22 protein-coding genes and 1 tRNA gene are annotated in these 22,097 nt (G+C 71.6%); 10 read left to right on the plus strand and 13 right to left on the minus strand.

Annotated features, from left to right (window positions below; genetic code table 11):
- Window positions 1-37 precede the first annotated feature (37 nt).
- Together IAG44_RS24570 and IAG44_RS24575 are read right to left on the minus strand one after the other, a co-directional pair.
- Window positions 38-2,566: an ABC transporter permease gene (locus IAG44_RS24570; protein ID WP_187749234.1), complete on the minus strand. Its 2,529-nt coding sequence runs from the start codon at window positions 2,564-2,566 to the stop codon at window positions 38-40.
- Complete coding sequence (locus IAG44_RS24575; RefSeq protein ID WP_187749235.1) at window positions 2,566-3,339, minus strand: ABC transporter ATP-binding protein; 774 nt, start codon at window positions 3,337-3,339, stop codon at window positions 2,566-2,568. Before IAG44_RS24575 ends, IAG44_RS24570 begins: the two co-directional genes overlap by 1 nt.
- Window positions 3,340-3,757: 418 nt before the next feature.
- On the opposite strand from IAG44_RS24575, the gene IAG44_RS24580 reads away from it, so the two are divergent.
- From IAG44_RS24580 to IAG44_RS24590, 3 genes are all read left to right on the plus strand, one after another.
- Window positions 3,758-3,841, plus strand: a tRNA-Leu gene (locus IAG44_RS24580).
- Window positions 3,842-4,033: 192 nt separating this feature from the next.
- Window positions 4,034-5,206, plus strand: a complete 1,173-nt coding sequence (locus tag IAG44_RS24585) for a 4-hydroxybenzoate 3-monooxygenase (protein WP_187749236.1) — start codon at window positions 4,034-4,036, stop codon at window positions 5,204-5,206.
- Window positions 5,207-5,424: 218 nt separating this feature from the next.
- Entirely contained in the window at window positions 5,425-6,312 is an 888-nt protein-coding gene (locus IAG44_RS24590) for a Bax inhibitor-1/YccA family protein (RefSeq protein WP_187749237.1), read from the plus strand.
- 101 nt (window positions 6,313-6,413) lie between these two features.
- Here IAG44_RS24590 and IAG44_RS24595 read toward each other — a convergent pair whose 3' ends face one another.
- A complete protein-coding gene (locus IAG44_RS24595) occupies window positions 6,414-6,641 on the minus strand; it encodes a DUF4287 domain-containing protein (RefSeq protein WP_187749238.1) in 228 nt (75 codons plus the stop codon).
- A gap of 124 nt (window positions 6,642-6,765) precedes the next feature.
- On the opposite strand from IAG44_RS24595, the gene IAG44_RS24600 reads away from it, so the two are divergent.
- Window positions 6,766-7,077, plus strand: coding sequence for a hypothetical protein (locus tag IAG44_RS24600; RefSeq protein ID WP_187749239.1), 312 nt, complete (start codon window positions 6,766-6,768; stop codon window positions 7,075-7,077).
- Between the two features lie 114 nt (window positions 7,078-7,191).
- On the opposite strand, the gene IAG44_RS24605 is transcribed toward IAG44_RS24600, so the two are convergent.
- Window positions 7,192-7,974: a hypothetical protein gene (locus tag IAG44_RS24605; protein WP_187749240.1), complete on the minus strand. Its 783-nt coding sequence runs from the start codon at window positions 7,972-7,974 to the stop codon at window positions 7,192-7,194.
- A 303-nt stretch (window positions 7,975-8,277) separates the two neighbouring features.
- The gene (locus tag IAG44_RS24610) at window positions 8,278-9,498 is read right to left on the minus strand and encodes an acetyl-CoA C-acetyltransferase (RefSeq protein WP_187749241.1); all 1,221 of its coding nucleotides are present in this window, start codon (window positions 9,496-9,498) and stop codon (window positions 8,278-8,280) included.
- A 247-nt stretch (window positions 9,499-9,745) separates the two neighbouring features.
- On the opposite strand from IAG44_RS24610, the gene IAG44_RS24615 reads away from it, so the two are divergent.
- Complete coding sequence (locus IAG44_RS24615; RefSeq protein WP_187749242.1) at window positions 9,746-10,249, plus strand: GNAT family N-acetyltransferase; 504 nt, start codon at window positions 9,746-9,748, stop codon at window positions 10,247-10,249.
- Between the two features lie 225 nt (window positions 10,250-10,474).
- Here IAG44_RS24615 and IAG44_RS24620 read toward each other — a convergent pair whose 3' ends face one another.
- Window positions 10,475-11,650 carry an SGNH/GDSL hydrolase family protein gene (locus tag IAG44_RS24620; protein WP_187749243.1) on the minus strand — a complete coding sequence of 392 codons (1,176 nt, stop codon included), beginning with the start codon at window positions 11,648-11,650 and terminating at the stop codon, window positions 10,475-10,477.
- Between the two features lie 169 nt (window positions 11,651-11,819).
- On the opposite strand from IAG44_RS24620, the gene IAG44_RS24625 reads away from it, so the two are divergent.
- Both IAG44_RS24625 and IAG44_RS24630 read left to right on the plus strand, forming a co-directional pair.
- Window positions 11,820-13,208 (plus strand): cystathionine beta-synthase, encoded by a 1,389-nt coding sequence (locus IAG44_RS24625; protein WP_187749244.1) that lies wholly within the window; start codon window positions 11,820-11,822, stop codon window positions 13,206-13,208.
- Between the two features lie 411 nt (window positions 13,209-13,619).
- On the plus strand, window positions 13,620-14,060 hold the full coding sequence (locus IAG44_RS24630) for a DUF6924 domain-containing protein (protein ID WP_187749245.1): 441 nt from the start codon (window positions 13,620-13,622) through the stop codon (window positions 14,058-14,060).
- Here IAG44_RS24630 and IAG44_RS24635 read toward each other — a convergent pair.
- Entirely contained in the window at window positions 13,960-14,403 is a 444-nt protein-coding gene (locus tag IAG44_RS24635) for a hypothetical protein (RefSeq protein WP_187749246.1), read from the minus strand. The genes IAG44_RS24630 and IAG44_RS24635 overlap by 101 nt on opposite strands.
- Window positions 14,404-14,532: 129 nt before the next feature.
- Complete coding sequence (locus tag IAG44_RS24640) at window positions 14,533-15,219, minus strand: carbonic anhydrase (RefSeq protein ID WP_187749247.1); 687 nt, start codon at window positions 15,217-15,219, stop codon at window positions 14,533-14,535.
- 181 nt (window positions 15,220-15,400) lie between these two features.
- Between IAG44_RS24640 and IAG44_RS24645 the strand changes: the two genes are divergently transcribed.
- Both IAG44_RS24645 and IAG44_RS24650 read left to right on the plus strand, forming a co-directional pair.
- Window positions 15,401-16,243 (plus strand): MurR/RpiR family transcriptional regulator, encoded by an 843-nt coding sequence (locus IAG44_RS24645; RefSeq protein WP_187749248.1) that lies wholly within the window; start codon window positions 15,401-15,403, stop codon window positions 16,241-16,243.
- A gap of 134 nt (window positions 16,244-16,377) precedes the next feature.
- Window positions 16,378-16,932 (plus strand): hypothetical protein, encoded by a 555-nt coding sequence (locus IAG44_RS24650; protein ID WP_187749249.1) that lies wholly within the window; start codon window positions 16,378-16,380, stop codon window positions 16,930-16,932.
- A 97-nt stretch (window positions 16,933-17,029) separates the two neighbouring features.
- Here IAG44_RS24650 and IAG44_RS24655 read toward each other — a convergent pair whose 3' ends face one another.
- Window positions 17,030-17,404: a roadblock/LC7 domain-containing protein gene (locus IAG44_RS24655; protein ID WP_187749250.1), complete on the minus strand. Its 375-nt coding sequence runs from the start codon at window positions 17,402-17,404 to the stop codon at window positions 17,030-17,032.
- A gap of 14 nt (window positions 17,405-17,418) precedes the next feature.
- Window positions 17,419-17,958, minus strand: coding sequence for a roadblock/LC7 domain-containing protein (locus IAG44_RS24660; RefSeq protein WP_187749251.1), 540 nt, complete (start codon window positions 17,956-17,958; stop codon window positions 17,419-17,421).
- Between the two features lie 367 nt (window positions 17,959-18,325).
- Here IAG44_RS24660 and IAG44_RS24665 point away from each other — a divergent pair, with 367 nt between their 5' ends.
- Complete coding sequence (locus tag IAG44_RS24665) at window positions 18,326-18,757, plus strand: hypothetical protein (RefSeq protein WP_187749252.1); 432 nt, start codon at window positions 18,326-18,328, stop codon at window positions 18,755-18,757.
- A 272-nt stretch (window positions 18,758-19,029) separates the two neighbouring features.
- On the opposite strand, the gene IAG44_RS24670 is transcribed toward IAG44_RS24665, so the two are convergent.
- From IAG44_RS24670 to IAG44_RS24680, 3 genes are all read right to left on the minus strand, one after another.
- Window positions 19,030-19,413 (minus strand): hypothetical protein, encoded by a 384-nt coding sequence (locus IAG44_RS24670; protein WP_187749253.1) that lies wholly within the window; start codon window positions 19,411-19,413, stop codon window positions 19,030-19,032.
- A gap of 713 nt (window positions 19,414-20,126) precedes the next feature.
- Complete coding sequence (locus tag IAG44_RS24675) at window positions 20,127-20,528, minus strand: hypothetical protein (RefSeq protein ID WP_187749254.1); 402 nt, start codon at window positions 20,526-20,528, stop codon at window positions 20,127-20,129.
- Between the two features lie 140 nt (window positions 20,529-20,668).
- A complete protein-coding gene (locus IAG44_RS24680; protein ID WP_187749255.1) occupies window positions 20,669-22,066 on the minus strand; it encodes a type III PLP-dependent enzyme domain-containing protein in 1,398 nt (465 codons plus the stop codon).
- Window positions 22,067-22,097 lie beyond the last annotated feature (31 nt).

Consider the following 22,097-nt stretch of genomic DNA (forward strand, 5'->3'; position numbering starts at 1 on the left):
CCGCCCCTCGACCCACCCCCCCTCAACCCACCCCCCGCTACTCGGACTTGATCGCCCCCAGCATGTTCAGCCGGGCCGCGCGCCGAGCCGGCCACAGCGCCGCCAGCATGCCCACCACACCCGCGAGGGCGAGGAAGAGGGCGATGCGGTCCCAGGGGAGGACCAGTTCGTACGTCCGCAGGCCGCTCTTCATCAGCTCACCCGCCGCCCAGCCGAAGAAGATGCCGAGCCCGATGCCGAGGACACCGCCGAAGAGGGAGATGACCAGGGACTCCAGCCGGACCATCCGCTTGATGCCCCGCCGGTCGAGCCCGATCGCCCGCAGCATCCCGATCTCCTGGGACCGCTCGAACACCGACATGGCGAGCGTGTTGACGACCCCGAGGACGGCGACGATGACGGCCATCGCGAGCAGCCCGTACAGCAAGTTCAGCAGCAGCGTGAAGAACTGGGCGATCTCGTTCGAGATGTCCTTCTTGCTCTGGACCTTGATGCCGGGGTTGTCCCCGAGCGCCTTCTCCAGCCCGTCCTTCACCGCGGCCGACGTGCCGCCGGCCGTCTTGACCATGACCTGCATGTCGGTCGCGTCGCTCTGGTGCGGCGCGAGCGTCGCGGTGTCGAGGAGGATGCCCCGCAGGAAGTCGTTGCCCTCGTAGATCCCGCTCACCGTGAGCTTCTGGTCCTTGCCGTCCTCGTAGTGGACGGTGAACACCGAACCCGGCTTCCAGTCGTGCAGCCCGGCCGTGGACTTGTCGACGACGACGTTCGTGCCCCCGACCTCGAAGCGCCCCTCCTCGACCTTCGGGCCGACCAGGTCGCCGATGACCGCGCCGGTGACACCCGTCAGGTACTCGGTGTCGCCGTCGATCCTGGACGGCGCGTTGCGCAGCGGGCTGGTCGCCTCGACGCCCGGCGTCTCCTTCAGCTTGCGCTCCACGTCGAGCGAGAGGGCGTTGCCGTTGGCCATGGAGACGACGTAGTCGGCGCGGATCGAGTCGGACGCCATCTTCTCGATCGCCTTCTGGAGGCTCCCCGCGATCACCGTCATGCCCGTGATCAGCGTCAGCCCGATCATCAGCGCGGACGCCGTCGCGGCCGTCCGGCGCGGGTTGCGCACCGAGTTCTGGCGGGCCAGCTTGCCGGAGATCCCGAACCCCCGCATCAGCGGCCCGGCCGCCGCGATCAGCGGGCGCGACAGCAGCGGCGTCAGGATGAAGACCCCGATGATCAGCAGGACCGCGCCGATGCCCATGGCCGTGCGCGCCTCGGTGCCCTGCATCGTCGTGGCCGCCAGGACCGTCCCCGCGCCCGCGGCCGAGACCAGCGAGCCGAGCGTGTTGCGCACGACGAGGGAGCGCGTCGTCGCCTGGGCGTGCACGCTGCTCATCGCGGCGACCGGCGGGATCTTCGCGGCGCGCCGGCCCGGCAGCCAGGCGGCGAGCATGGTGATGACGACGCCGACGGCGAGCGCGGAGGCGATCGTGCCGGACGAGACGACCAGCGGGCCGTCCGGGAGGATCGCGCCCGTCATCCCCAGCAGGGCGCGCAGGCCCGCGCCGATGCCGATGCCCGCGACGAGGCCGCTCACCCCGGCGACCAGGCCGACCACGAACGCCTCGATCAGCACCGACCGCGTCACCTGCCGGCGCGAGGCGCCGACCGCGCGCAGCAGCGCCAGTTCCTTGGTGCGCTGGGCGACCAGCATCGTGAAGGTGTTGGCGATGATGAAGGTGCCGACGAAGAGGGCGATCCCGGCGAAGACCAGCAGGCCCTGCTTGAGGCCGCTCATCGACGCGGAGATCACCTCGGCCTGGTCGGCGGCGAGCTGGTCGCGCGTCGTCGTCTCGACCTTGTCCGTCGGGAGCGCCTTGTCGAGGGCCGACTTGAGGGCCGTCTGCGAGACGCCGGCGGCGGCCTTGACGTCGATCTCGTCGTACGTGCCGGTCTTGCCGAAGAGCTTCTGCGCGGTGGCCGTGTCGAAGAGGGTGAGGCTGCCGCCCGCCGCGACGTTGCCGTCGTTCGTGGTGAAGATGCCGGTGACCTTCGGGGTCAGGACGGGGCCGTCGACCGAGAGGCGGACGGTGTCGCCGACCCGGTAGCCGGCGCGCTTGGCCGTCTCGGCGTCCAGGGCGATCTCGTCCGCGCCCTTCGGGGCCGTGCCGCTGGTCAGCGGGTAGCGCGGGTCCTGGGCGCCCCAGTAGTTGCCGCCCTGGGAGTCGAAGCCCTCGCCGATGAGTTCGCCGTCCTTGTCGGCGAGGGCGGTGAAGCCGGTGACCACGCCGGTCGCCGAGGCCGCGCCGTCGACCGAGGCGGCGCGCTTCAGCAGGGCGTCGGTCAGCTCGGGCCGCTTGGCGACCTCGTCGGCCCTGGCCTTCTGGGCCTTGGGCTGGACGGCGACATCGACCTGGTCGAAGCCCTTCGCGGAGCTGTTCTCCAGGGCGCCCGAGAGGGTGTTGGTGAAGACGAGGGTCCCCGAGACGAACGCGACGCCGAGCATGACCGCGAGGACGGTCATCAGCAAGCGGGCCTTGTGCGCGAGGACGTTGCGCAGGGCGGTGCGGAACATCAGCTCGTACGGCCCTTCGCGTCGAACTGCTTCATCAGGTCGAGGACGGAGTCCGCCGTGGGGTTGTGGACCTCGTCGACCACGCGGCCGTCCGCCAGGAAGATCACGCGGTCCGCGTACGACGCGGCGACCGGATCGTGGGTCACCATCACGACCGTCTGGCCGAGCTCCCTTACGGAATTACGCAAAAATCCGAGGACTTCCGCGCCGGAGCGGGAATCGAGGTTACCGGTCGGTTCGTCACCGAAGACGATGTCCGGACGGGAGGCCAGCGCCCGCGCCACCGCGACGCGCTGCTGCTGGCCGCCGGAGAGCTGGGAGGGGCGGTGGCTGAGCCGGCCCGACAGGCCGACCATGCCGATGACGGTGTCGAGCCACTGCTTGTCGGGTTTACGGCCGGCGATGTCCATCGGCAGCGTGATGTTCTCCAGTGCCGTCAGCGTCGGCAGGAGGTTGAACGCCTGGAAGATGAAGCCGATCTTGTCCCGGCGGAGCTTGGTGAGCTGCTTGTCCTTCAGGCTGCCCAGCTCCGTGTCCCCGATGCGGACCGAGCCGGAGGAGAAGGTGTCGAGGCCGGCCACGCAGTGCATGAGCGTCGACTTGCCGGAGCCCGAGGGGCCCATGATCGCCGTGAACTGGGCCTGGTGGAAGTCCACGGAGACGCGGTCCAGGGCGACCACCCGGGTTTCTCCCTGGCCGTAGATCTTCGAAAGATCCGTGGCTCGGGCGGCCACGGCGGCGGTGGGCCGAGCTGCGAGAGGGCTGGTGGTCACGGGATGCGCTCCTGAGGACGGGGGCTGGACTCGTCCATCGTCGACGGCGCACCCCGTCGTTGTAGTCACTCTTCAGTTCAATCTGGAGATGCCCTCTCGGGTCTGACACAAGGCGCTCTTGTCATACCTGGGGAGGAGCCGTGACCCTGACACCGGAGGTGACGGTGGGAACACGGTGTGCGGCGGGGGCGGTTGTCGAGAACCGGTGGAGCGCCCTTGTTCAGGCGGTGAAATTCCGTCATTCCGCGTACACGCGCGGTGATCGCCCGTAAGGCTACTGGCAAGTGCGTATGGCCTGTTCCGCGGCCTGATGCTCCCTCAGACATCAATAAAATAAGACAACATCGGTTCCCCCGCCCACTGTTGGGGGGGAGGGCCCCGATAGGCTCGGGACGCGACGTCGCGGAGCCCTTGGCCAGCCCAGATGGTGGAATGCAGACACGGCGAGCTTAAACCTCGCTGCCCCGAAGCGGGCGTGCCGGTTCAAGTCCGGCTCTGGGCACCTCCGCCCCCTTCGGCGAACGTATGACCCTTTTGTTCGACCGCGCCGACCACCGTGCCGGCCGCCGCGGCGACCGTTGCGCCGACCGCGCTCCCCGAACCCGTTGACACTGCCTGATGGCGGGCGCAGACTCATGGGCAGAGGTTGGTGAAGGAAACTTCACTACGCGAACACCCTTGAAGGGAACGCTCGATGCGCACCACCGTCGGCATCATCGGCGCCGGCCCCGCCGGCCTCCTCCTCGCACGCCTGCTCCACGACGCCGGCATCGACTCCGTAGTACTGGAGAGCCACGACCGGGAGTACGTCGAGCACCGCCAGCGGGCCGGGATCCTGGAACAGGGGACGGCGGACGTCCTCCGGGCGGCCGGAGCGGGGGTACGGCTCGACAAGGAGGGACTGCGGCACGACGGGATCGAGCTGCGGTACGAGCGGCGCCGGCACCGCGTCGACTTCCCCGGCCTCACCGGCGGACGGTCCGTCACCGTGTACGCCCAGACCGAGGTCTGCAAGGACCTCATAGCGCTCCAGCTCGCCGACGGGGGGCCGCTGTTGTTCGAGGCGGAGGCCCTTGCCGTCGAAGGCGTCGAGGGGGAGCGGCCCCGGGTGCGGTTCCGGCACGCGGGCGCCGAGGACGTGCTGGAGTGCTCGTACGTCGTCGGCTGCGACGGGTTCTGGGGGATCGCCCGGCAGGCCGTGCCCCCCGAGGTGTCCCGCACCTTCGAGCGCGCCTACCCCTTCGCCTGGCTCGGCATCCTCGCGGACGTGCCGCCGTCCCACGACGAACTCGTCTACGCCCGCCACGACCGCGGCTTCGCCCTCCTGTCCATGCGCTCCCCGTCCGTCTCCCGCCTCTACCTCCAGGTCCCGGCGGGCACCGACGCGGACGACTGGACCGACGACGAGATCTGGGACGAACTCGACCGCCGCCTCGAAACGGACGACGGCTGGACGCTCCGGCGCGGGCCCATCACCCAGAAGTCCGTCACCCCCATGCGCTCCTACGTCCACGAGCCCATGCGCCACGGCCGCCTCTTCCTCGCCGGCGACGCCGCGCACATCGTCCCGCCCACCGGCGCGAAAGGACTCAACCTCGCGGTCGGCGACGTCGTGACCCTCGCGCGGGCCCTCGCGCACGAGAAGGAGACCGGCTCACCGGAACTCCTCGACACCTATTCGGCGGACTGCCTCCACCGGATCTGGCAGGCCGAACGCTTCTCCTACGACATGACGACGATGCTCCACCGCGCACCCGACGCGGACCCCTTCGACAGCCGCCTCCAGCTCGCGCGCCTGGAGCGGATCGCGGGGTCGCGGGCGGCGAGTGCGGAGCTGGCGGAGGGGTACACGGGGTTCTCGTACTGAAGGTGTACGGGGCGGATAAGCGGACGGTCTCCCCCCGGTTCCGGACGTGTCGCGACTTGGTCATGAATGGGTTCCGACCGGCCAGGGAATCAACAAGCCGCGTAGCGTGTTGGCGCAACCACGGCGGAGAAAGATCCTCCTCAAGCACTAGGGTCATTCCTTTGCCGTTCCATTACTCTTGATGCCAAGGCCACGCGAGGTGGCCATGGAGGAGTGAAATGAGGAGCAGAAACCCGGTCTTCTCGCGACGGGGCTTCAGCCGCGACAACGGCTACGCGGGCTTCAACGCCACGCCGCAGGCCGGGGGACCCGCTGTCGCCACGCAGGCGAACCCGTATGCCCAGCAGGCGGGTAACCCCTACGCGACGAACCCGTACGCCCAGCAGACCCAGCAAGGTGCCCCGCCGCAGGCCGCCTCCGGCGCGATGACGATCGACGACGTCGTCTCGCGCACCGCGATGACGCTCGGCACGGTCATCGTGACCGCGGTCCTCTCCTGGCTCCTGCTGCCGGTCGACGAGGCCAACCTCGGCAAGTCCTACGGCATCGCCATCGGCGCCGGCCTGGTCGCGATGGTGCTGGCGCTCGTCCAGTCCTTCAAGCAGCGTCCGGCCCCCGCGCTGATCCTCGGCTACGCCGCCTTCGAGGGCGTCTTCCTCGGGGTGATCTCCGCCGCGGTGTCGACGTACATCTCGGCCGGCGTCGTCACCCAGGCCGTGCTCGGCACGATGGCGGTCTCCGCCGGTGTCCTGGTCGCCTACAAGGCCGGCTGGATCCGCGTCAACCGCCGCTTCTACGGCTTCGTGATGGCCGCCGCGCTCGGCTTCGTGCTGCTCATGGCGATCAACATGCTGTTCGCCGTCTTCGGCGGCGGGGACGGCCTCGGCTTCCGCAGCGGCGGCCTCGGCATCGTCTTCGGCATCATCGGCATCCTGCTCGGCGCGTGCTTCCTCGCGCTGGACTTCAAGCAGGTCGAGGACGGGATCGCCTACGGCGCGCCCCGCGAGGAGGCGTGGCTCGCGGCCTTCGGGCTCACCATGACCCTCGTCTGGATCTACATGGAGTTCCTGCGGCTCCTGGCGATCCTCCAGGGCGGGGACGACTAGTACCCCGTAGTACCTGAGCGGTACCCGTAGTACCTGAGAGGGCCCCGCGGTTCGCGCCGCGGGGCCCTTTCGTGTGCGGGGGCAGCTACCTTGCGCGCGGGCTACCGGAGTTTGCGCGCGGCCCTCCTCAGGTCGTACTCGTGGATGAGGGCTTTCGCGTGGCCGTAGGCCAGGTTGTGCTCGTGACGGAGCCAGCTGACCTTCTCCTCGAAGCGGAGAGCGGGGCCTTCGTCGACGGTGCGCAGCCAGTCGGAGACTTCACGACCGGTGCAGTGGGGGATGCGGGCGAGCAGGTTGCGATGGGTCTCCTCGGAGAAGACTTGGGACATCGGCGCCTCCGGACGCGATGGGGTGTGAGCCGGTCCTTCAAGTCACCGTGCCTGAGGGTTCGCCCGTTGGCAACAGCCCCGTCCCGGAGGAGTCGTGGGGGTGTGGTGGCGTAGTCTCGCGGGCGTGGTGGATACGACGCCGTTGTTGCGCGCGGTTGATTTGTTTGCGGATCGGTTGAGGGCGGCACCGCAGAGCCGTCTCCAGCGGGGCGCTGCCGCTGAGGCGCTGCGGCTCGCTCAGGATCTGGCCCGGTGGGCGCAGGAGGTGGAGACGCCGGGGGACGAGGTCCGGGTGATGCCGGACGCCGGGATGTTCGCCGTCGCCGATCAGATCACCGTCGCCGCGCATGACCTCGCGGTGGTCCTGCGGAGCGTGGGTGAGGTCGAGGAGGCGGTGCGGGTGGTGGAAGACGCGCGCAAGAGGGCGGGGGTCTGAGGAGCGTTGGCGGCTTTCCCGCCGTCGTGGTTGTTCGCGCCCACGCGGCGGAGCCGCATATCGATACAGCCCCGCGCCCCTGAAAACCACAAGCGCCCGCCCCTGCATCGCCCCCTACAAGCTCGCTATCACCCTGTCCGCCAGGATGTAGACCGTCTCCTCGCCGCACTCGAACGTCAGGGTGTACGCGCCCGAGATGCCGGAGCCGCCCAGCAGGATCGGGGCGTGGCCGGCGGTGAGGGCGGAGGCGAGGCGTTCGGCGGTCTCGCGGTGGCCCGGGGTCATGCAGAGGGTCGTGCCGTCGGCGAAGACGTAGACGTCGAGGGTGCCGAGCGGGCCCGGACGGACGTCCGTCAGTTCCACGCGCCCGGCGGCCAGCTCCTCCAGCGTGCTCACCGTGCGCTCGTGGTCGCCCATGACGGGAGACTGGACGGGGACGAAGTCGGGGTGGGAGGGGTGGCGGCGGCGGGCCGCGGCCAGCTCGGGGGAGTCACCGGCCGTCAACTCGTCCGCGTCCGAGGGGAGTTCGCCCACCGGCTCCAGGCCGGCGAAGTCGGCCTGGCGGGGGAGGTACAGCTCGCTGTCGGGCAGCCCGAGGAAGGAGGGCGCCTCGGAGACGTCACGGGCCTCCTGGGCCGCCCAGAACGCCCGCGCCTCGGCCAGCTCGCGCTCCCGCTCCTCCGCCAGCGCCTCCGCGACGGCGGCGCGTATCCCGTCGGTGTCGGAGCTGCGCGCGGCGGGTACGAGACCGTGCGCCAGGGCGGCGTGGTCCTCGGCGAGCTGGGTGCTCAGCGCCGTCACCTGGCGGCGCAGCGCCAGCAGGGTGCGCAGGACGGCGACACCCACGGCGCCGGTGGCGGCCGTGGTGACCAGCAGGGCGATCGGCAAGGCGCTCACTGACGTACTCCCGGTTCAAAGTCGACCCCCGACTTCCTACCTCAGCTTGGCGGGCGGACTCGCCCACTGTCAGTGCGTAACGTCACGAAACGGACAGGACTTTGGGCCCGGAGACAGTGGGTGGAACGGCCCTGAGCTGGGGAATTGCGGTGGTCAGGGAGATAGGTCACATCCTGGGGGAGATTGGATCACAAATCGGCCCGGAGTTCGGGGGAATCCCTCACTCCGGGCCGACCGGTGACTTCGGGTGCCACAGCGGTCACGGACGGCCGTCAAAAGGCCGTCCACGGGCCGCCGTCCGGCTCAGCTCAGCCGCTCGATCACCATCGCCATGCCCTGCCCGCCGCCCACGCACATCGTCTCCAGGCCGAACTGCTTGTCGTGGAACTGGAGGGAGTTGATCAGCGTGCCCGTGATGCGCGCGCCGGTCATGCCGAAGGGGTGGCCGACGGCGATGGCGCCGCCGTTCACGTTCAGCCGGTCCAGGTCGATGCCGAGGTCGCGGTAGGAGGGGATCACCTGCGCCGCGAACGCCTCGTTGATCTCGACGAGGTCGATGTCGCCGACCGTCAGCCCCGCCCGCTTCAGCGCCTGCTTGCTCGCCTCGACCGGGCCGAGGCCCATGATCTCGGGGGAGAGGCCGGAGACGCCGGTGGAGACGATCCGCGCGAGCGGGGTGAGGCCCAGCTCGCGGGCCTTCGTGTCCGACATGATGACGACGGCGGCGGCGCCGTCGTTCAGCGGGCAGCAGTTGCCCGCCGTCACCAGGCCGTCGGGGCGGAACACCGGCTTCAGGCCCTCCACGCCCTCCAGCGTCACGCCGGGGCGCGGGCCGTCGTCCTTCGAGACGACCGTGCCGTCCGGCAGGGTGACCGGGGTGATCTCGCGCTCCCAGAAGCCCTTCTTGATGGCTTCCTCGGCGAGGTTCTGGGAGCGGACGCCGAACTCGTCCATGTCCCGGCGGGTCACGCCCTTCACGCGGGCCAGGTTCTCCGCGGTCTGGCCCATCGCGATGTACGGGTCGGGGACGAGGCCGTCCTCGCGCGGGTCGTGCCACGTCGAGCCGGTCGACTGGGCGACCTCCGCCGTGCGGGCCTGGGCCTCGGCGAACAGGGGGTTCGTGGTGTCCGGGAGGCCGTCCGAGCTGCCCTTCGCGTACCGGGAGACCATCTCGACGCCGGCCGAGATGAAGACATCGCCCTCGCCCGCCTTGATCGCGTGCAGGGCCATGCGGCTCGTCTGGAGCGACGACGAGCAGTAGCGGGTGACCGTGCAGCCCGGGAGGTGGTCCATGCCCATCTGGACGGCGACGATGCGGCCCAGGTTGTAGCCCTGCTCGCCGCCGGGCAGGCCACAGCCCAGCATCAGGTCGTCGATGTCCCTCGGGTCCAGCTCCGGGATCTTCGCGAGGGCCGCCTGGATGATCGTCGCGGTCAGGTCGTCCGGGCGCAGGTCCTTCAGGGAGCCCTTGTTGGCACGGCCGATGGGGGAGCGGGCGGTCGAGACGATCACGGCTTCGGGCATCACGGCTCCATTGACGTTCACGGATCAGCTGGTGCTTGGAAGTTACCCGGACGTATGGGGTTGGTCACGGGGGTTGTGGTGTGACCCTGACCGCAATTGTCCAAGCGCTTGCTTGGACGGGTGGGGAGGGGGCGAGGCTCGCTGCTATGGTGTCGATCACCAGCGAGCCTTCACGGCGGGACTTCCCCGCCGCGGAGGCTTTTTTCGTGCCCGTTTCCCGGGCGCGGACCACGCTGAAAGGCTCGCCATGCAGATACGTACCGCCGTGCCCGCCGACCGGGGTGTCGTCGACCGGCTCTGGCTCATGTTCCGCCACGACCTCTCCGAATTCTCCGGGACCCTCCCCTTCCCCGACGGCTCCTTCCGCAGCGAACGCGTCGACTCCGCGTTCGGCGAACCCGGCTGGGCCCCCTACCTCCTCCTTCTCGACGACCGCCCCATCGGCCTCTCCTTCATCCGCGGCCTTGACGGCCCCTCCGCCATCATGAACACCTTCTTCATCACCCGCGCCACCCGCCGCCGTGGCCTCGGCCTCACCGCCGCCCGCACCCTCATCTCCCACCACCCCGGCCCCTGGCAGATCCCCTTCCAGGACACCAACCCCACCGCCGCCCCCTTCTGGCGCCGCGTCGCCACGGAGGTGGCCGGCGAGGCATGGACAGAGGAACACCGTGCGGTACCGGGACGGCCTGACTTGACGCCGGACACGTGGATCTCGTTCGACACGGGGAGTGGGACGGGCGGCAGGTAGAGGCCGGGGGGCTGGAAGCGGGGGCGGGGGCGAGAGGGGCCGAGGCCGGCGGAGGTGGGGTGCGGCGGGCCGGGGCCGGGGTGGGGAAGCTCCCGGCCGACGTGGTCTCCTCGCCGATGCGGCGTCCCACCCGTCTGTGCCTGCGCCGGTTCCCGCTTCCGCGTTTCCTCCCCCCCGGTGCTCCCGCTCAGCTCCGTCGCCGGCTCACCTCGTGTCACGGCTTGGTCAGGGGGTGCCCGTCGGCTCGGGGAGTCTTCTGCGGCGGCGTTTGAGGAGGGCCCAGGGGCCTCGGGGGCCGGTGGGGAGGGCGGCGGTGACCTCGGTGCCGGGTTCTGCCGCCGCTTCGGCTGCCGCGCGGGCGACGGGGAGGAAGCCTTCGTGGCGGGAGGTGTCGGGGCGGTCCTCTTCCGCCGGCCAGAGGGAGAGGGCGGCGCAGAGGGTGGGGAGGACGGCCATGGCGGCGGTCGCGTAGCCCTCGGCGGACGGGTGGTAGTGGTCGGGGCCGAACAGCTCCCGGGGATTCGCCTCGAACTCGGGGCCCAGGAGGTCGCCCAGGGAGACCGTCCGCCCGCCCTGCTCCACCGTCCCGATCGTCTGCGCCGCCGCCAGTTGGCGGGACGCCCTGCGGGCCAGCCAGCGCAGGGGCTGGCCCACCGGTTCGATCGTGCCGAGGTCGGGACACGTGCCGACGACCACCTCCGCGCCCGCCGTCCGCAGCCGCCGCACCGCCGCGGAGAGGTGCCGCACGGACCGGGTCGGCGGCATGCGGTGTGTGACGTCGTTCGCGCCGACGATGATCACGCAGATGTCCGGCACGGGTTCGCCGGCGCCGAGGACGAGGGAGACCTGCCGGTCGAGGTCGTCGGACTGCGCCCCGGGGAGAGCGACGTTGCGCAGGCGCACGGGACGCTCCGCCACCGCGGCGAGCCCCGACGCGAGCAGTGCACCCGGCGTCTGCGAGGCCCGGTGCACCCCCTGCCCGGCAGCCGTGGAATCACCCAGAAGCACGAGCCGCAACGGGGGTTCGGCAGAGCCCGACGCGGACGCCGTGCCCTCGCTGGACGCCGAGGACGATGCCGAGGCCGGCCCCGAGTCCGACGCCGAGCCGGAGACCGCCGAGCCGGAGACCGCCGGGCCCGAGCCCGGTGCCGCGCCCGAGGACGCCGTCAACCCCGACGGCGTCGTCACCCCCGCCCCCACCCCCGCGTACACGCTCCCGTACACCCCGTCCGCCTGCGGCACCCGGGCCGACGTCACGTTCTCCACGTGCCGGCGGGCCCACTGGGCCTCCGCGAGGAGGAGTCCCACCGCCGCTGCCCCGGCGAGCCCGATTCCGCCGCCGCCGTACGCGGCGCCCGCCGCGATGCGCCGGGCCACCCGTGCCCTCGACATGCTGGTCATACCTCGCCGCCACCTCCCTCGTCGCCGTACAACCTCTCCTTGCCCCGCGGACCCCGCCACCCAATCTCCCGGGGGCCCGCGACTCTCGCCGTCCGGCACCGCCCCCGGTCAGGGCTTTAGGCTGGCGGCACCATCACGACCAACCTTTTGCAAGTGACCGGAGACAACGGTGCAATTCCACGACTCGATGATCAGCCTCATCGGCAACACCCCGCTGGTGAAGCTCAACAGCGTGACCCAGGGCATTCAGGCGACCGTCCTGGCGAAAGTGGAGTACTTCAACCCGGGCGGCTCGGTGAAGGACCGCATCGCCGTACGCATGATCGAGGCGGCGGAGAAGAGCGGTGAGCTCAAGCCCGGGGGCACGATCGTCGAGCCGACCAGCGGAAACACCGGCGTGGGGCTGGCGATCGTGGCCCAGCAGAAGGGGTACAAGTGCATCTTCGTGTGCCCCGACAAGGTCAGCCTGGACAAGATCAACGTGCTGCGCGCGTACGGCGCCGAGGTCGTCGTCTGCCCGACGGCCGTCGCCCCGGAGCACCCGGACTCGTACTACAACGTCTCGGACCGCCTCGTACGGGAGACCCCCGGCGCGTGGAAGCCCGACCAGTACTCGAACCCGAACAACGTCCTGTCGCACTACGAGTCCACGGGCCCGGAGATCTGGACGCAGACGGAGGGGCGGATCACCCACTTCGTCACCGGCGTCGGCACGGGCGGCACGATCTCCGGCACCGGCCGCTACCTGAAGGACGCGAGCGACGGCCGGGTCAAGGTCATCGGCGCCGACCCGGAGGGCTCCGTGTACTCGGGCGGCTCGGGACGCCCGTACCTCGTCGAGGGCGTCGGTGAGGACTTCTGGCCGAGCGCGTACGACCGCGGCGTGGCCGACGAGATCGTCGCCGTCTCGGACAAGGACACCTTCCAGATGACCCGCCGCCTCGCGAAGGAGGAGGGCCTGCTGGTCGGCGGCTCCTGCGGGATGGCCGTCGTCGCGGCGCTGCGGGTCGCGGAACGCCTCGGCCCGGACGACGTCGTCGTCGTCCTGCTGCCGGACAGCGGGCGCGGGTACATGTCGAAGATCTTCAACGACGAGTGGATGAAGGACTACGGCTTCCTGGAGGACGAGGGCCTGAGCGCGCGCGTCAGCGACGTCCTCGACGACAAGGAGCACGGCGCGATCCCCTCGCTCGTGCACATGCACCCCGACGAGACCGTCGGCCAGGCGATCGAGGTGCTGCGCGAGTACGGCGTCTCGCAGATGCCGGTCGTCAAGCCGGGCGCCGGGCACCCGGACGTGATGGCGGCGGAGATCGTCGGCTCGGTCGTCGAGCGGGAGCTGCTGGACGCGCTGTTCTCCAACCGGGCGTCGCTCGTCGACCCGCTGGAGAAGCACCTGTCGGCGCCGCTGCCGCAGGTCGGCTCCGGGGAGCCCGTCGAGGACCTGATGTCGGTGCTGGGCGAGGCGGACGCGGCGATCGTGCTGGTCGAGGGGAAGCCGAAGGGGGTCGTGAGCCGGCAGGACCTGCTCGCGTTCCTCGCGAAGAACGGCAAGTGAGCGGCGCGTAAGTCGACCGGCGCTCGGGGTGTACGGCGGGGAAACCTGCGGTGCCCCCCGGGTTCCACCGTTGAACATCCTTTTACCCACCGAAACGATGGACTTCGCGGAAGTGGTACGAGCGCGTCACGTCCGCGCAGCACTCGCTTAACACGAGTCCGGCACATTGGTGGGTGTCGGCAGGCGGGAGCGGCTCCCCGCCGAACCGGCGAACCGAACGGCGTCACGGACCTCCGGAGCGGCTCCCGGACCTCCACAGACGCCTAGGACGCAGGGTTCAGCCCGCGTCCCTCGCGGGGACCGCCGTCGTCCCGCCCCCCTCACAGGGGGTGCGGCGGTCCCCGCGCATATCTCTTTCCGGGGACCCTCAGCGGTACTACGGGTACTACGGCGGCTGCGAGGATGTGCCGTATGCCGCTTCCCCAGCCCAACGGTCTGACCTCGCTCGTCGTGCGTACCGACTTCTCCGACGACACCGCGTGGGACGCGCTGTGCGCGGTGCTGGGGACCGCGGCGACGTGTGTGAACGACCCCGGGTACGACGGGGTCGAGATCGGTGAGCTGCTGGGGGAGGACCTGCACCACGTCTTCCTCGCGGACGCCCGCGCCCAGCGCGAGCACCTGCTGCTGGCGCTGGACCTGGCGGACCTGGTGGGGGCGGTGCTGCGGGTGCCGGTCGACCGCTTCGCGGAGGTGTCGGCGCACCTGTCGTCCGGCGCCGTCGACCTGGAGGACTACCTGTGCGCCGGGTTCAGTCCTCCCAGCGGTCGTCCTTCCGGGACTTCCCCCGGCGGCGGCTCAGCAGGGCCTCGACGAGGCCGGGGGATCCTCGGAAGGCGTGGACCGCGTTGACGCCCACGATGCCGGCCCAGGCGACGAAGAGGCCGGGGAGGTCGGCGTTGACGACGGCGATCGCCGAGAGGGGGATCGCGAGGACGAGAGAGACGATCCCGAAGCCGAAGCGCTCGCCCCAGGAGTCGGCCGGGCCGGGCGTACGGGCGTCCCGGGCCGCCGACATCTGCTGCTCGGCGAACTGCCGGCGCACCCGGCGCTCCACCGCCCCGTCGATGCGCTGGTCCACCTTCTCCAGGAACGACTCGACCAGCGCCGAGTCGTACTCCTCGCCCAGCTCCCTGCGCGCGTGCAGCGTCGCGTCGAGTTCCTTCTTCAGTTCGGTGTCCCGGCCGGCCGTCATCGTCGTCTCCTCAATCCCCTGGAACCTCCTCCAGGCTAGGGAGCGTGGCGCGGCGCCGCACGGGGGGTAGCCCCCCTCTTGGGGCGGGGGACGCCGGGAGGGCGGCGCGGGTGCCGGCGTCCCGAGCGGCTACGGCAGGACGGTCACCAGGCCCGTGTCGAGGTCGAAGCGGGCGGCGGTCACCTGGGCGCCGGAGAACGCCGGGTCGTGGCGGAGGGTGTCGCGGACGCGGACCGTGTGGGCGGTCATGGTGTGCTCGGCCCAGTCGCCGGGGACGGCGCGGGTGCGGTGCGCGGCGGGGGCGATCTCCTCGACGAGGAGTTCGAGGTGGCCGGGGGCGTCGGCGCCGGACCGCAGGTGGTCGAGGGTCGCGGCGACCGCGCCGCAGCGCTCGTGGCCGAGGACCAGGACGAGGGGGATGCGCAGCTCCGCCACGCCGTACTGGACGGACGCGAGGACGGCCTCGTCCAGCACCTGCCCCGCCGTTCTCAGGCACAGCACGTCGCCGAGGCCCTGGTCGAAGATCAGCTCCGGCGGCACACGGGAGTCGACGCAGCCGAGGACGACGGCGTACGGGTGCTGGCCGCCCGCGAGGGCGTGGCGCAGGCGCCGGTCCTCGTGCGGGTGGCTGGGGCGGCCGGCCGCGTAACGCCGGTTGCCGGCGAGGAGTTCGGCCAGGGCCTCGGCGGCGGTGGCCGGAGGGCCGGTGCGGTGCGGACGGCGGCTGCGCGGGGCGCGGGTCGCGGCGGCGGCGGGGGCGGTGGCCAGGGCGGCGACGGCACTGGCCGTCAGGAAAGCCCGGCGGTTGGAGGGCATGACGCTTCCTCGGGGTCGTACGTGGATCCTCACGGGAGGGATGAATCACCGTACGCGCGCAGTCACTTACTCTGCGTGCCTGTTTAACGATCCTTTGCCGGGCGGTGGTGCGGGGGAGCGGTGCGGCCTGTATGACAACATGCAGGGACGTCGCAGCCTGAATAGCCAGGGGGAGCACAAGATGAGCGTGTCCGAGGGTCCCGCCGCGCGGCTTCAGGCGCTCTTCGAGGGGCACCGGCTCACGCCGACGCAGCGGCGGATCGCCCACAGCATGGTGCGGCGGGCCGCCGACGTGCCGTTCCTGTCCAGCGTCGAGCTGGCGGAGCTGGCGGGGGTGAGCCAGCCGTCCGTCACCCGGTTCGCCGTGGCCCTCGGGTTCGACGGGTATCCCGCGCTGCGGCGCCACCTGCGGGAGGTCGCGCCCGTCGAGTCGGCGGCGGCCTCCCGGCCGTTCAACGCGTACCAGCAGGCCGTCGAGGCCGAGATCTCCAATCTCCGGCATCTCGCGGAGGCGCTGGCGGACGACGGGCCCGTCCGGCGGGCCGGGCGGCTGCTCGCCGCGTCCCGGCCGCTGCCGGTGCTGGGGCTGCGGGCCGCGGCGTCCCAGGCGTACGGGTTCTCGTACTTCGCGGCGAAGGTGCACCCCGATGTGCGGCTGCTCGACGAAGGGGGGTCCATGCTGCGGGACCGGATCGACGCGGTCGTCCGTGCCGGGGCCTCCGCGCTGCTCTGTTTCGCGCTGCCCCGGCATCCCCGGGAGGTCGTGGAGGCGCTGGGGTACGCGAAGGGGGTGGGGCTGACGGTCGTGACCGTCGCCGACTCCGCGTTCGCGCCGGTCGCCAAGGTGTCCGACCTGATGCTGCCCGCGGCTGTGGGGACGGGGCTCGCCTTTGATACCGCCTGTGCGCCGATGCTGCTCGGGCGGGTGTTGCTGGAGGCGATGTGTGATGACTTGCCGGAGGCGCAGGCTTGGTTGGAGGAGTTCGACGCGGGGGCTGCGGCTCGGGGGTTGTTCGTGGAGTGAGGGGGCGTCAGGGGGGGGCGGGGCTTTCTCAGGTTCGTTTCACGTTCGGTCGGTAGGTTTCCCGGCGAAGTCCGGACCGGAGGATCGGCTTGGGGAGGCGAGGCGTCGTGCGCGGTGGGCAAGGGTTGGTTCGGGTGGCTGTTGTGGTGCGGGCCGCTGCTGTGGGCTGGTGGTGGTGCGGGGTGTTGGGGGCGGGGGTCGGGGTGTTGGTGCCGGGGGTGACTGGGCGGCGGATCGGGGTGCTCGCGGGGGCCGCGGGGTTCCTCGTGGCGGCGTTCGTTGTCGCGTGGGCGCGGCGTCGGCGGTACGAGGCGCTGGCGCGGGGGGCCGTGCGGGCGGGGAAGCACGACCTGCTCCAGGACCGGGGCGTCAGCGTGCGGAACTGGCGGCGGGGGCATCGGTGGGGGCTGGCCGGGGCGTTCCTTGTGGCGGTGGGGAGTTCGTTCGTGGTGCCCGCGGGGGTGGGGATGCTGATCGCCGGGTGCGGGGTGGGGCTGTGGTGGAAGGCCGTCCGGCTCGGGCGGTGGGAGCGGGGGGCCGGGGAACTGCTGTGGGTGCGGGTGGACTGGCTGGGGCGGCGTGGGGGCGGGGTGGTCGGCAAGGGGGTCAAGGGGTTCCGGAGTACCGGGATCGCGGCGGGCGATGCGGCTCCTGGGGGAGCGCGCCGACGGGCTGGGGCTTCGGCGTGAGCGGGCGGTGGCCCGGGTTTTCGGGTCGGCCGTGATGTGACGCGGGCCGGGCGGGTGTGGGGCCCCGCCCGGGGACCGGCGTTCGTCCTGAAGGGCCTCAGACCTCCAGCTCCTCCTCGATCCGCTTCAACTGGTGGCGCGCCATCGCCAGGTTGGAGCGCTTGGAGTCCAGGACGAGGTACAGGAAGAGGCCGTTGCCGCTGCGACCGCTGAGCAGCCGCAGCAGGTGGTACTGGTCGCTGAGGGTGATGAGGATGTCCTCGATCTGGCCCTTCAGGCCCAGGTGCTCCATCGTGCGCATCTTCGCGCGGACGACGTCCGTGTTGCCGGCGGCGGCGACGTTCAGGTCGAAGCTCTTGCTGCCGCCGAGCGTGCCGAGGGCCATGCCGCTGGTGTAGTCCACGAGGGCGACGGCGGTGGCCCCCTCGATCGAGGCGAGGGCTTCCTTCAAGGCGGTCTCGGTGTTGGCCATGACGGTGGTTCCTTTCAACTCTCTTCGGTGGAGCGCGCGTTGTTGGATGGAGTGCGCGCGGGTAAGGGGGGAAGCGTGGGGAGGGGGACGCCGTCGGAGGCGCCGGGGGCGGGGGGAGAGGTGGGCTTGGCGGGAGTGGACGGTTTTCTCGTCGCGGTGCCCTTTCGCGCCGTTCTCTCCTTGGCCGCCGCGTCGACCAACTCCCCTATCCGCGTGCTGGTCCGGCGTCCTTCGAGGTGCAGGCGGCCCACGTTCACGCGGTCCTGGGCGAGCAGCGTGAGGACGGCCGCGTCGCCGGCGGCGTACGTCGCGACGTACCCGTCGACTCCCCGGACCAGCAGTTCCCGGAGTTCGCCCTGCCCGGTCGCCTCCGCCAGGCGGACGGCCACGCCGAGCGCGGCGGCGGTCAGGGCGGCGACGCCCTCCGGTTCGACGCCGGGGGTGTCCGCCGCGAGGACGAGTCCGTCGACGCTGGCCGCCAACACGCCCGTGAGCTGCGGGACTCCTACCCGAAGCCGCCTCAACTCGTCGAGTATCTCGGCCTCGTGAGCCATCAGGTCTCTCCTCTCGGCCTGCGGCCGATACCGCTCAAAGGGCTTCCAGCGCATCTCTGAGCCTTCTCAGCAGGTTGATGTGAGGGTCGTCATCGGGGCCCACCTCGTCCGGAGGGGGCGGGGCGGGGGTGGTTGGGGAAGTGGTGGCGGTCGGGGGAGGTTCGGCAGGCGGCGCGGATGTGGACGTCGGGGAGATGGCAGCCGGGGAAGGATCAACAGGCGGCGCGGATGCGGAAGTTGGGGAAGGGATGGCGGGCGGTGCGGATGCGGCAGCCAGGGAAGGGCCAACAGGCTGCGCGGATGCGGCAGTTGACGTGGATCCGGCGGCCGGTGCGAGGGTTGTGGACGGGGTGGGGCCAACGGCCCTGTGGCTGGCGTCAGTTGGCGGAGCCTGCGGCCTCGCCGTCACCAACCCCGCCGCGGCCAGCCGGCGGACGTCGAGCAGGACCGGGAAACCCCGGCGTCCGAGCCGGCGTGCGATGTCGGAGGCCGTGCGCTCGCCGTCGACCTCGTCGAGCACCGCGCGTCGCCGTGCGGGGAGTTGTGGCGGCGGACGGGAGTCGGCGCGCACGAGGGGCGCCTCGTCGACGCGGCCGTCCGGCCAGGCCCGCTCCAGCAGGGCCCGGCGTCGAACCGTCTCCCGCTCCAGCGCGCCGGCCTCGACGGGGCGGACGACGCCGGGGACGTCCCCGGCGTCGTCATACCGGAACCGGGCGGGCGCATCGGCGGGCGTCAGGGTGAAGTACGCGGCGTCGTAGAGGGCCCCGAGCAGACAGACCTCCGCGGCGCCGCGAGGTAAATACCCCTCGTCGACGAGAACCCGCACCGCGTCCCCCCGACCGACAGCACTCCGCCACACATCACGCTCCAGCACACCACCGGAAGCCAACAACGCTCCCACCCCCGGCACCGACGAACTCTCCGCACCCACCACCCTCCCCCGCACCACCCACAACACCCCACCCGCCCGACTCAACACCCCACTCGCCCCTTCCCCCGCAACCCGAGCCAACAACCCCGAAACCTCCCCCACAAGATGAGCCCGAACGGGCAGAGCCTCCACGACCACCATCACCACCCCCTCACAGGGAGGTTGAGGGCGAGGGCGGGAACGAGGACGTGGGTGAGAGGGAGGGCGTGGGCAAGGGCGAAGGCGTGTGCGGGAACGAGGACGTGGGTGAGGGGGAGGGCGTGGGCGAGAGCGAAGGCCGGGGCGAGGACAAGGGCGGAAGTGAAGTCGTGGACGTGGACGAAGGCGAGGCGTTGGCCCCCACGCTCCCACCGCCCAGCACCAGCCACCTCTCCGCCGTTCTCCCCCCAACTTCCCCGGCCCTCGTCGCCGGCCGCCCAACTCGCCGTGTCACCCTCGACGTTCAGGCCGCCGGCCTCGAAGCCGACCGCTCGACTCCCGACCCAGGCGCCGCCCCGGCAGCCCGCACCGGCTGCCCAACTCACGGCACCGCACTGGGTACTCCGGACACGGACCGCAGCCCCGGTCGCCCGGCACCGCGCCCCGCCTCCTCGGCCGTCGCCCCCACGCTCCCACCGCCCAGCACCAGCCACCTCTCCGCCGTTCTCCCCCCAACTTCCCCGACCCTTGCCGCCAACCCCCCAACTCACCGCGTCACCCTCGACGTTCAGGCCGCCGGCCTCGAAGCCGACCGCTCGACTCCCCACCCCGGCGTCAGCCGCCCAACTCGCGGGGCCGGGCTCGGAGTCAGGGCTGCGGCCCTCGAAGCCGTCCGTTCGACTGGCCCCGCCCTCGGCCGCTCGACCGCCGGGGCCCTTCGCCCAACTCGCGCTATCAGCACCAGAGTTCCGGTGGTCGCACCCGGACCGGGCGGTCAGACCCTGCGCCCCGCCCTCGCCTCCCCGGCCTCCGGCCCCGATCCCCTGGCCGGCGCCCCCGACGCCTGTCGACCAACTCGCGGAGCCGGTCTCGGGGTTCAGGCCATCGCCCCCGTCGATCCCCGCCCCGCCGTCCCCGGCACGCCGGCACCCGCTCTCCAGCTCAGCCTTCCAACCCGCGAAGTCGTGCCCGGAGTCAAGGGCATCGCTCCCGCAGATCTCCACCCCGCCGCCCCCGGCGTGCCGGCCTCCACCCCCCAATCCCGCCCTCCAACTCCCCACGCCACCCAAGCCGTTCAGCACCCCAACCTCCCGCCCCCTCACGCCAGCACCAGCTTCCTCGCCAGTTCCTCCAGGCGGATCCGCGTGAGGGCGAGGTTGCCCTCGTGGCGGGTGAGGCAGATGTGGAGGAAGGCGGTGGTGTCGAGGGAGGTGGGGAGGAAGTGGAGGAGGTGGTAGCTGTCGGGGTTGGTGATGATGAGGTCGGTGATGGGAGGGGCGTCGGAGGGGGAGGGGGTCGAGGAGGGGTCCGGGGTGAATGCGCGTTGTTCCGTGGCCAGTCGGGCGAGTTCGGCGGATTCCGTCGCCGCGATCTCGGGATCCCCGCCGGGAAACTCCCCGACGATCCCGAGGGCGAGCCCGCTGGTCCAGTCGACCAGGGCGGCACCCCGGGCGCCGGGCAGGCGCATGGCCTCCAGCAGACACTCGTCGATTCCGGGCACCAGTGACTCCCTCCCCCTGTGGTACGGCTGAGTGAGAGAGACGCTACAGACCGTGTGTGCGACGGGTGAGGGCTTTGGCAATTTCACTTGGAAAATGCCAACGGCAAGCTAGAGTAGGCGAGTTTGCCTGGTTTTCGGGGCTATCGGGGACCCAGAGAAGTGAGCGCGTCCGCGTACGCCCCGCCCGCCTCCGCGACGATCGACTCGACCGACTGGGCCGCACGGACCAACGCGAACTCGACCCGCCCGTCCGCACCGGGCGCGTACCCGTAGACGGCGGGCCGGGGAAGGGAGTTGTAGGCGTAGTGGTGGATGAAACAGTACGCGCCGGTGTCCAACGCGGCGGCGTAGTCCCCCTGTTCGAGCAACGGCAGACTCCGCCCCCGAGCGAGTAGATCCCCGGAGAAACAGGCGGGCCCGGCGACGTCCTGGACGACTTCGGGCCCGCCCTTGACCCGCCCCTTCGCGTCGTACGCGGCGATCCGCAGCGGCCAGGCCGCCGGCGCGTACACGGTCCGCGTGGCGACCTGGACGCCCGCGTGGGTGACGGCGATCCGCCGCCCGCCCGCGTGCTTGGCGTACTCGACGCGCGCCACCAGCGTCCCCTGCTTCGCCAGCAGCGACCGCCCGAACTCGGTGACCAGCCCGTACCGCCCGTCGAACAGCCCCGGCACGGCCTCCCGGAGCAGACCGGCGTACTGCGCGTACGTCGGCGTCGTCTCGTCGGAGGCGTAGTGGACCGGCAGACCGCCGCCGATGTCGACGGTGTCGATCTGCCGGCGCCCGACGCGCCGGTTGATCTCCTCGGCGAGTGCGTACGCCTCGGCCACTCCGCGCGCCATCAGCGTCAGTGGCACCCCCTGCGAGCCGGTGTGCGCGTGCAGCCGGGTCAGCCACGGGCGCTCGGCGTACGCCCCGATCACCCACTCCCGCGCGCCCTCGTCCCGCAGGGCCACCCCGAACTTGGAGGTCGCCGTCGCCGTGGACGTCGACTCGATCGTCCCGCCCCCTACCTGGGGGTTAATCCTGATACCCAGGGGTGACGTGCTCGGCGCCGACCGCATCAGGGCGTCGATCCGCGCCAGCTCCTGCGGATTGTCGGCGTTGACGGCGATCCCCAGCGCCAGCGCCTCCCGCAGCTCGGCCGGGGTCTTCGCGGGGGAGTCGAGGACGGTCGCCCGGGGCCCGAAGCCGGCCGCCCGCGCCAGCGCCAGCTCGCCGGGGCTCGCGACCTCCGCGCCGAGACCGGCGTCCCCCAGGAGTCGTAGTACCCCTACCAGAGGGGCAGCCTTCACGGCGAACGCGTGCAGGACCGGGGTGCCCGCGGGGACGACGGCGTCGAACGCGGCCCGCAGCTCCCGCGCCGACTCCCTGATCCCCACCGCGTCCAGCAGCCCCACGACCGGGACGTCCGCCCCGAGCAGGCCCTGTTCCACCGCCGCGCGCACCGCGTCGTCCCGGCGCGCCGCCCGCGCCTCGTCCGCCGTCTGCCGCACATCAGCCCCCGTCGAGGTCGTCCGGTATCGCGAGCGGAGCATGCCCCGTCCGTCGGCCGGGTGTGCTCCTCCT

The organism is Streptomyces roseirectus, from assembly GCF_014489635.1.
GTDB classification, from domain to species: Bacteria; Actinomycetota; Actinomycetes; order Streptomycetales; family Streptomycetaceae; genus Streptomyces; species Streptomyces roseirectus.